This is a genomic window from Massilia pseudoviolaceinigra (genome assembly GCF_030846505.1).
GTDB classification, from domain to species: Bacteria; Pseudomonadota; Gammaproteobacteria; order Burkholderiales; family Burkholderiaceae_D; genus Telluria_A; species Telluria_A violaceinigra.
In genome coordinates this window covers 1-8,319 of sequence record NZ_JAVCWL010000062.1, presented here as the reverse complement: position 1 = coordinate 8,319, position 8,319 = coordinate 1, and the positions used below count along the sequence as shown (strand labels likewise).

The 8,319-nt window shown below is 61.2% G+C and carries 11 protein-coding genes; 2 read left to right on the top strand and 9 right to left on the bottom strand.

The window, feature by feature from the left end:
• Positions 1-350: 350 nt before the first annotated feature.
• Both RBA40_RS32675 and RBA40_RS32670 read left to right on the top strand, forming a co-directional pair.
• Positions 351-575, top strand: a complete 225-nt coding sequence (locus RBA40_RS32675) for a hypothetical protein (RefSeq protein WP_306653001.1) — start codon at positions 351-353, stop codon at positions 573-575.
• A gap of 70 nt (positions 576-645) precedes the next feature.
• Positions 646-2,472 (top strand): GspE/PulE family protein, encoded by a 1,827-nt coding sequence (locus RBA40_RS32670; protein WP_306652999.1) that lies wholly within the window; start codon positions 646-648, stop codon positions 2,470-2,472.
• A gap of 70 nt (positions 2,473-2,542) precedes the next feature.
• On the opposite strand, the gene RBA40_RS32665 is transcribed toward RBA40_RS32670, so the two are convergent.
• The 9 genes from RBA40_RS32665 to RBA40_RS32625 all read right to left on the bottom strand — a co-directional run.
• Complete coding sequence (locus RBA40_RS32665) at positions 2,543-3,553, bottom strand: inorganic phosphate transporter (RefSeq protein WP_306652998.1); 1,011 nt, start codon at positions 3,551-3,553, stop codon at positions 2,543-2,545.
• A gap of 11 nt (positions 3,554-3,564) precedes the next feature.
• Positions 3,565-4,191, bottom strand: a complete 627-nt coding sequence (locus tag RBA40_RS32660) for a DUF47 domain-containing protein (RefSeq protein WP_099876127.1) — start codon at positions 4,189-4,191, stop codon at positions 3,565-3,567.
• A gap of 73 nt (positions 4,192-4,264) precedes the next feature.
• A complete protein-coding gene (locus RBA40_RS32655) occupies positions 4,265-5,650 on the bottom strand; it encodes a replicative DNA helicase (RefSeq protein ID WP_306652996.1) in 1,386 nt (461 codons plus the stop codon).
• Between the two features lie 142 nt (positions 5,651-5,792).
• Entirely contained in the window at positions 5,793-6,245 is a 453-nt protein-coding gene (rplI, locus tag RBA40_RS32650; protein WP_306626336.1) for a 50S ribosomal protein L9, read from the bottom strand.
• Positions 6,246-6,272: 27 nt separating this feature from the next.
• Positions 6,273-6,563 (bottom strand): 30S ribosomal protein S18, encoded by a 291-nt coding sequence (rpsR, locus tag RBA40_RS32645; RefSeq protein ID WP_008450941.1) that lies wholly within the window; start codon positions 6,561-6,563, stop codon positions 6,273-6,275.
• 34 nt (positions 6,564-6,597) lie between these two features.
• Positions 6,598-6,891 (bottom strand): primosomal replication protein N, encoded by a 294-nt coding sequence (priB, locus tag RBA40_RS32640; RefSeq protein ID WP_306652994.1) that lies wholly within the window; start codon positions 6,889-6,891, stop codon positions 6,598-6,600.
• Between the two features lie 41 nt (positions 6,892-6,932).
• Positions 6,933-7,337, bottom strand: coding sequence for a 30S ribosomal protein S6 (rpsF, locus tag RBA40_RS32635; RefSeq protein ID WP_054263949.1), 405 nt, complete (start codon positions 7,335-7,337; stop codon positions 6,933-6,935).
• A gap of 137 nt (positions 7,338-7,474) precedes the next feature.
• The gene (locus RBA40_RS32630; RefSeq protein WP_306652992.1) at positions 7,475-7,921 is read right to left on the bottom strand and encodes a DUF29 domain-containing protein; all 447 of its coding nucleotides are present in this window, start codon (positions 7,919-7,921) and stop codon (positions 7,475-7,477) included.
• Positions 7,922-7,950: 29 nt separating this feature from the next.
• On the bottom strand, positions 7,951-8,319 hold a 369-nt coding region (locus tag RBA40_RS32625), incomplete at its 5' end, for a DUF29 family protein (RefSeq protein WP_306652990.1).

Here is an 8,319-nt window from a genome sequence, read left to right as displayed (position 1 = left end):
GGTAAAGACGTCAGTGGGAAGACGCTTACGTCCCGAGCGCGGCCTCGCGTGTTGAATTTGGGTTCGCAATCTGAATTCTTTCGCGAATTATTTTGCACGGGCTGAACTGCTAAAACCGATGAGGTTGGCTAAGGGCGAGGTGCCTAGCGTACGAGAAACTGTGTATCTTTCTATGTATCCAATGCATAAGTGCGCGGTTCTTCTGGTAAACGTCTGGCCGAGTTGATAACGGCAACTCAATCCTTGCGTGGATTAAAGTAGTCGAAGCAGCAGTTACGCTGCTCTTCAAAAAGCTTCGCTTCACGAAGGCGCGCCTGGGCTGGCTACCGAAGAGGGCTAGTGGAACAACGTTGCCCCTCCGATTCGCGCATGAGCAGCGGTGGAAAAGACGCCGGGATATCTGGTCCGGCCTGCTGGCCGGCAAGGGCGGGCTGAGCATCGTGCTCGCCGAACGGCCGCGCCTGTGCCCCATGACCCGCCAGACGGCCCCCACCGTCATCCGGCGCTGCCTCGACAACCGTCCGGAAATCATCTACGGCATCCTCGACGCACACGACTTGCTTGGTCCTGACTGACACAGCACTGCCCCGCCGGTTCCGCCGGCACGCGTGAGGGGGATCAAGCTGGCGTTGTCAGAAAATCCACATGATGATGGTTTTCGCCGACCACGACGACGGGAACCGCATGCAATCGCAGAACAAGTACGAAGCGCTGGTAACGGACGCGCTGCTGTCCGCCGCCGAGCTCGAACGCGCGCGCCACGCGGCGCACGCCCAGCTGCTCGACATCGAGGAAGTGCTGGTCATGGACTTTCAGGTGCCGCTGGCGGCCATCGGACAGGCATTGGCGCGCCATTTCAAGGTGCCGTACGAGCCGTTTGCGCCGGGCCGCATGAAGCCCGCCTTTTTGCTGCGCAACCTCAAGGCCCAGTACGTCGAAGAAAACCAGTGGTTGCCGCTCGACGAAGACAAGGATGGCTTACTGGTGCTCGCGCTCGACCCGGAGCGGGTGCGCGCCAGCCGCATCGTCAACCAGGTCTTCCCCAAGTCGACGCTAGCGTGGTGCGTGACCACGCGCGCCGAATTCCGGCAGACGCTGGACCAGTTCTTCGGCACCACGGCGCGCAGCGACGGCAGCTCGCTGCGCGAGGTCTTGTCCGGCATGGCGCACGACGACAGCGACGGCGAAGCCGTGCAGCCGGTGTCGCAGGCGGTCGAAAATGAACTGGTCAAGCTGGTCAACAAGGTGATCATGGATGCCAGCCGCCAGGGCGTGTCCGACATCCACATCGAGCCGCTGCCCGGCAACGGGCGCACCGCGATCCGCTTTCGCAAGGATGGTGCGCTGGTCCCCTACATCGACATCCCGGCCAGCTACCGCAACGCGCTCGTCGCCCGCGTGAAGATCATGTGCGACCTCGATACGTCCGAGCGGCGCAAACCGCAGGACGGCAAGATCAAGTTCAAAAAATACGGCCCGCTCGACATCGAACTGCGCGTGGCCACGATTCCCTCGGCCGGCGGCGTGGAGGATATCGTCATGCGCATCCTGCCCGCCGGCGACGCCATGGCGCTCGACCAGCTGGGCGTGCTGCCGCATAACCTGGCGCGCCTGCGCTCGGCGGTCGACAAGCCGCACGGCCTGTTCTTCGTGTGCGGGCCGACCGGCTCGGGCAAGACCACCACCCTGCACTCCCTGCTCGCTTACCTGAATACGCCCGATACCAAGATCTGGACCGCCGAAGACCCGGTCGAAATCACGCAGAAAGGGCTGCGCCAGGTGCAGGTCAACCGCAAGGCGGGACTCGACTTCGCGACCGTGATGCGGGCCTTCCTGCGGGCCGATCCGGATGTGATCATGGTGGGCGAGATGCGCGACCGCGAAACTGTCGGCATCGGCATCGAGGCGTCGCTGACCGGGCACCTGGTGCTGGCCACGCTGCACACCAACAGCGCGCCCGAATCGATCGTGCGCCTGCTCGACATGGGCATGGACCCGTTCAACTTCGCCGATGCGCTGCTCGGGGTGCTGGCGCAGCGCTTGGCCAGGCGCCTGTGCGGCGCATGCAAGGAGCCCTACCGGCCGGGCGACGCCGAGATGGCGCAGCTGCTCGCCGAGTACTGCGCCGACCTGCCCCATGCCCAGGGCACTGGCAGCGCGGCCGCGCAGGCGCGCAGCGCGCTGCTGGACGGCTGGCGCACGCGCCATGCCGGCAACGATGGCCACTTCACCTTGTTTCGCGCGCGCGGCTGCGCCGAGTGCAACAAGGGCTACCGGGGCCGGGTCGGCCTGCACGAACTGATGCTCGGCACCGACAACATCAAGCGCCTGCTGCAGGAGCGCGGCCGGGTCGCCACCCTGCTCGCCGCCGCCCTGGACGACGGCATGCTGACCCTGAAAATGGATGGCATCGAGAAGGTCCTGCTGGGCATCACCGACCTGCGCACGGTACGCCAGGTCTGCATTCGATAGCGCGCCGGCGCAGCACACGCGAAAAAAAACGCCGGTCGCAACCGGCGTTTTTGTCAGGCGCATGCCTGGCTTACATGATGTGGGTACCGATCCACCACGCCACCGCGGCCATGAAGGCCGACGCCGGAATCGTGAAAACCCAGGCCCATACGATATTGCCGGCCACGCCCCAGCGCACCGCCGACATCTTCTGCGACGAGCCCACGCCGACGATGGCGCCGGTGATGGTGTGCGTGGTCGAGACGGGAATGCCGAAATAGCTCGACAGGATCAGGGTGATCGCGCCGCCGGTTTCGGCGCAAAAGCCGCCTACCGGTTTGAGCTTGGTGATCTTCTGGCCCATGGTCTTGACGATGCGCCAGCCGCCGAACAGGGTACCGAAACTGATCGCCGCATAGCACGAAATGATGACCCAGCTCGGCGGCGCCTTGTCGGCCGCGTCGGTGTAGCCGCTGGCGATGAGCAGCATCCAGATGATGCCCATCGTCTTTTGCGCGTCGTTGCCGCCGTGGCCCAGGCTATACGCGGCCGCCGATGCCAGCTGCAGGCGGCGAAACCACGTATCGACCTTGCGCGGCGTCGATTTGACGAACACCCACGCCACAATGAGCATGATGATCGAACCCAGAGCGAAACCGAGCAGCGGCGCGACCACGATGAAGACGACGGTCTTGAGCAAGCCCGCGCCGATCAGCGCGCCGGTACCCGACTTGGCTACTGCGGCGCCCACCAGGCCGCCGATCAGCGCGTGCGAGGAGGACGATGGAATGCCGTAGTACCAGGTGATCAGGTTCCAGATGATGGCCCCGACCAGGGCCCCGAAAATGACGTAATGGTCCACCACCTTGGGGTCGATGGTGCCCTTGCTCAGCGTCGTGGCCACGTGCAGCCCGACCACGCCGATGGCCATGAAGTTGAACACGGCGGCCATGGCCACCGCGGTCTGCGGCTTGAGCACGCCCGTCGAGACGACGGTGGCAATGGCGTTGGCCGCGTCGTGGAAGCCGTTCATGAAGTCGAACACCAATGCCAGGGCGATCAACAAGCCGAGCACGTAAATGCTGATTTGGATATGTTCCATGCTCGTGCCGCTTACGCGTTTTCGACGATGATGCCTTCGATGATGTTGGCAACATCTTCGCAGCGGTCGGTCACGGTTTCGAGGATCTCGTAGATGGCCTTGAGCTTGATCAGGTTGCGCACGTCCGGTTCATCGCGGAACAGCTTCGACATGGCGGCGCGCATCACGTGGTCGGCATCGGACTCCAGGCGGTCGATCTCTTCGCAGATGGCGACGATCTTTTGCGAGTTGTCCATGTTGTGCAGCAGGCCGACGGCCGCCTCGACTTTTTCGCAGCAGGCCAGGCACAGTTCGGCCAGGCGCTTCGCTTCCGGGGTCACCGCTTTCAGGTCGTACAGCGAGACCGTCTGGGCCGCGTCTTCCATCAGATCGAGGATGTCGTCCATGCGCGTGATCAGCTTGTGGATGTCGTCGCGGTCGATCGGCGTGATGAAGGTCTTGTGCAGCATGTCGACCGTGGCGTAGGTGATCTTGTCGGCTTGCTTCTCGATGCTTTCGATCGCATGGACGCGGTTTTCGAGGTCGTCGAAGTTGGTCATCAGGCCGACCATTTCATGCGCGCCCTTCACGCACAATGCGGCGTGCTGGTTGAAGAGCTCAAAAAATTTGCCCTCGGTGGGCATCAGGCGTCCAAACATGGTTTCTCCGTTAAAGCGTAAAAGCGTTATTGATACTGCAGAAGGCCACCGCTCATGGCGGCGGCATCGTGATTTAGTCGCCCTGGTAGACCGCCAGGTTACCGCTGTAGTTACCGAACTTGGTGTACTGGCCGATCCAGGTCAGTCGTATCGAGCCGATCGGGCCGTTACGCTGCTTGCCGATGATGATCTCCGCGGTGCCCTTGTCGGGCGAATCCGGGTTGTAGACCTCATCGCGATACAGGAAGATGATGACGTCCGCATCCTGCTCGATAGCGCCGGACTCGCGCAAGTCGGACATGATGGGGCGTTTGTTGGGGCGTTGTTCGAGCGACCGGTTCAACTGCGACAGGGCGATCACGGGACAGTGCAGCTCCTTGGCCAGGCCCTTGAGGCTTCGCGAAATCTCGGAAATCTCCGAGGCGCGGTTGTCGCCCGGCTGGCTGCCGGTCATGAGCTGGATGTAGTCGATGATGATCAGGCCAAGCTTGCCGCACTGGCGCGACAGGCGCCGCGAGCGCGCGCGCAGCTCGATCGGATTCAAGGCCGGGGTCTCGTCGATGTACAGCTGGGCGTCGTTCATTTTCTGGATCGCGTGCGTCAGGCGCGGCCAGTCTTCGTCGTTCAGGCGGCCGGTGCGCAGGCGGTGCTGGTCGAGCTGGCCGACGGAACCGAGCATACGCATGGCCAGCTGGGCGCCGCCCATCTCCATCGAGAAGATCGCGACCGGCAGGCCCGCTTCGATGGCCACGTTCTCGCCGATGTTGACCGAGAACGCGGTCTTGCCCATCGACGGACGCCCGGCCACGATCACCAGGTCGCCCGGCTGCAGGCCGGACGTCATGCGGTCAAGGTCGATGAAGCCGGTCGGCACGCCCGTGATTTCGCTCTGGTTGTCGCGGCTGTAGAGTTCATCGATGCGCTCGACCACTTGGGTCAGCAGCGGCTGCACCGCGATCCAGCCTTGCAAGCCGCGCGCGCCCTGTTCGGCGATGGCGAAGATCTTGGACTCGGCTTCGTCGAGCATCTGCTTGACTTCCTTGCCCTGCGGGTTGAACGCATTGCCCGAAATTTCGTCGGCCACGGTGATCAGTTTGCGCAGCACGCCGCGGTCGCGCACGATCTCGGCGTAGCGCCGGATGTTGGCCGCCGACGGCGTGTTCTGCGCCATCGCGTTCAGGTACTGCAGGCCGCCCACGTCTTCGGCCTTGGCGATGTTGGTCAGCGCCTCGAACACGGTGATCACGTCGGCCGGTTTCGACTGGTTGATCAGCTTGACGATCTGTTCGAAGATGATGCGGTGATCGTAGCGATAGAAGTCGTCCGCATGCATCATGTCGGCAATGCGGTCGAACGCGGCGTTATCGCGCAGCAAACCACCGATCACAGATTGTTCTGCTTCGATGGAATGGGGCGGGATGCGGAGTGCGTCGAGCTGCGGATCGGATGGTGCGTTCATGGCGCGAATTATACCTGCTTCGGGTCAACTGGCTGACATAATTGGGGAGATTTGGACGTAAAAAAAGCCGGGAAGACCCGGCTTTTTTGTAGTTGCTATGCAAGCATGATGCTTGCAAGGCAACTAAATGAGGCAGTATAACTTAGGCAGCTTCGCCGACAACAGCGATGGTGATCTCGACAACGACGTCGGTGTGCAGGGCTACTGCAACAGCGTGTTCGCCAGTCGTTTTCAGCGGGCCGGTAGGCATGCGCACTTGTGCTTTTTCTACAGCGAAGCCAGCTTTCGTCAGCGCTTCAGCGATGTCGAAGTTGGTCACGGAACCGAACAGACGGCCATCGACGCCCGCTTTTTGAGCGATCGAGATGGTCATGCCGCCCAGCTTGTCGCCTTGAGCCTGGGAAGCGGCCAGCTTTTCAGCTGCTGCTTTTTCCAGTTCGGCGCGCTTGACTTCGAATTCAGCGACAGCCGATGCGGTAGCACGGCGAGCCATGCGTTGCGGGATCAGGAAGTTACGTGCGTAACCGTCTTTGACTTTAACAACATCGCCCAGGTTGCCGACGTTAACAACTTTTTCCAACAGAATGATTTGCATAGAGTTTCTCCAGTTTATCCGCAGCGATTAAGCGTGGTGCAGATCGGTGTATGGCAGCAGCGCGAGGTAGCGGGCGCGCTTGATTGCGGTGTCAACCTGGCGCTGGTAGTGCGCTTTGGTACCGGTCAGGCGTGCTGGCATGATCTTGCCGTTTTCCTGGACGAAGTCTTTCAGGGTGTCTACGTCTTTGTAGTCGACCTGTTCAACGTTTGCTGCGGTGAAGCGGCAGAATTTCTTACGCTTGAACAGTGGGTTCTGTTGTTTGCGCTTTTCTTTAAGCTTGAGCTTGTTCTTGTCGAATTTTTTACCGAATGCCATTTGAGGCTCCTGTATCTAAAAATGTGCTGTCGCGTCAGGCGGCGGCACAGAAATCAATGATGTGAAACACCAGGCTTTTGCTGCTGCGGTTCTTCTTGGCCAAAAATCCCGTGAACTGATGCACGGCACCCAATTCGGCCTGGCTGAATCGACCTGAAATCTCGCCCGCGGCAAGCGCGGTGATTTCAAATTCGACCAACCTGGCTACCCCTGCCTCCATCTGCTGCGAACTGTGCATCAGTGTGGCGGTCACGATCGGCACGCCGGCCGGGGTATAGCGCACTACGTCGCGCTCGCAAATCAGGGCTACGAACTGGAGTTGATTCACCGAGGTGAGGTCAAGTCAGGTTCAGAGATCCCGGTCAACAATTACGCTGCTGCGGCTGGAGCTGGCGCTGGAGCGGCTGCAGGAGCAGGGGCTTCAGTGCGGTGGCTCTTGGCTGCGTCTTCACGTTGTACCGATTTCATCATCGGCGACGGCGCGGTTTCAGCCTTCTTCATCTTAACGGTGAGGTGACGCAGCACGGCATCATTGAATTTGAACGCGGTTTCGAGTTCCACGAGGGTCTCGTTGTCGCATTCGATGTTCAGGCAGATGTAGTGCGCTTTTGGCAGCTTCTGGATCGAGTAAGCCATCTGACGACGGCCCCAGTCTTCAACACGGTGAACCGAACCGCCGCGCGTGGTTACGCTGGCTTTGTAGCGTTCGATCATCGCCGGGACTTGCTCGCTTTGGTCCGGGTGGACGATAAAAACGATTTCATAATGACGCATGCATAACTCCTTAGGGACGTTTAAACAAATGCCCACCTCGGCGTCAAGACGAGTGTGGGAAGGGAAAGCCGGCGATTATAGCGTGAAATAGAGCAACAATCAAGGATGCATTGAGAATCTGTGCGATTGCGCGCCGCTCATGGCACGAAGTCGTTGTCCAGCAGTTGGGCTGGGGTGAAGGGTGACTCCGACGGGAAAGCGCATTTCGGCAACCGGGTTTCGATGGCCGCGCTGCGCACGGCGTGCGGATACTCTTGTCGCGCCATGCGCTCGACCGCGCTTCTCAGGCTGGGACTGCGCTCCAGCAGCGGCTCAATGGCGCGGCGCTGCTCGTTGATGGTCGCCAGCCAGCTCGTCGACTTGCGCCGCGGCGCATACCGACACTTGAGCAGATGCATGATCGGCACGGTCAGCCGGCCGCACAACTCCCTTTGGTTGCGGCCGACCATTTCCTCAAACTCCTTCACAAGGTGTTCGATATCAAGGCGTTCAAAGTCCCCGGCGCGCAACAGCGTCACCTGTTGATCGATCCATTGGATTAGATCATCGTCGTAGTCAGCAAGTGGCACCCCGGGTCGATCCATGACCCGCCTCCTCTACCCTGTATTTCCGTTCACGGCCCCTCATCCGGCGAGTACGACGGCACGAAGTCGTCGTCGAGCAGCTGCGCGGCACTGTAAGGTAGCGCAGCCGGGAAGATGGACTCGGGCAGGCGTGTTTCCCAAGCGGCACGCCGGCGCGCTTCGGCATAGCGCCGCGCTGCCAGTTCGGGTATGTCGGCAACCAGACTGGGACTGTCGGCAATCAGCAATTCCACGCCAAAACGGGCGTCGTTCAGCTTGATGCACCAGTGCCGTGGCTTGTACCGTGGCCGGAACTGCAAACTGAGCAAGTACGCAGTGATATATGCGAGGTGCCCCTCAAGCTCGCTCCGGTCGGCCCGCACCGCACCTTCAAGCTCGTCGACGACATGGTCGACATC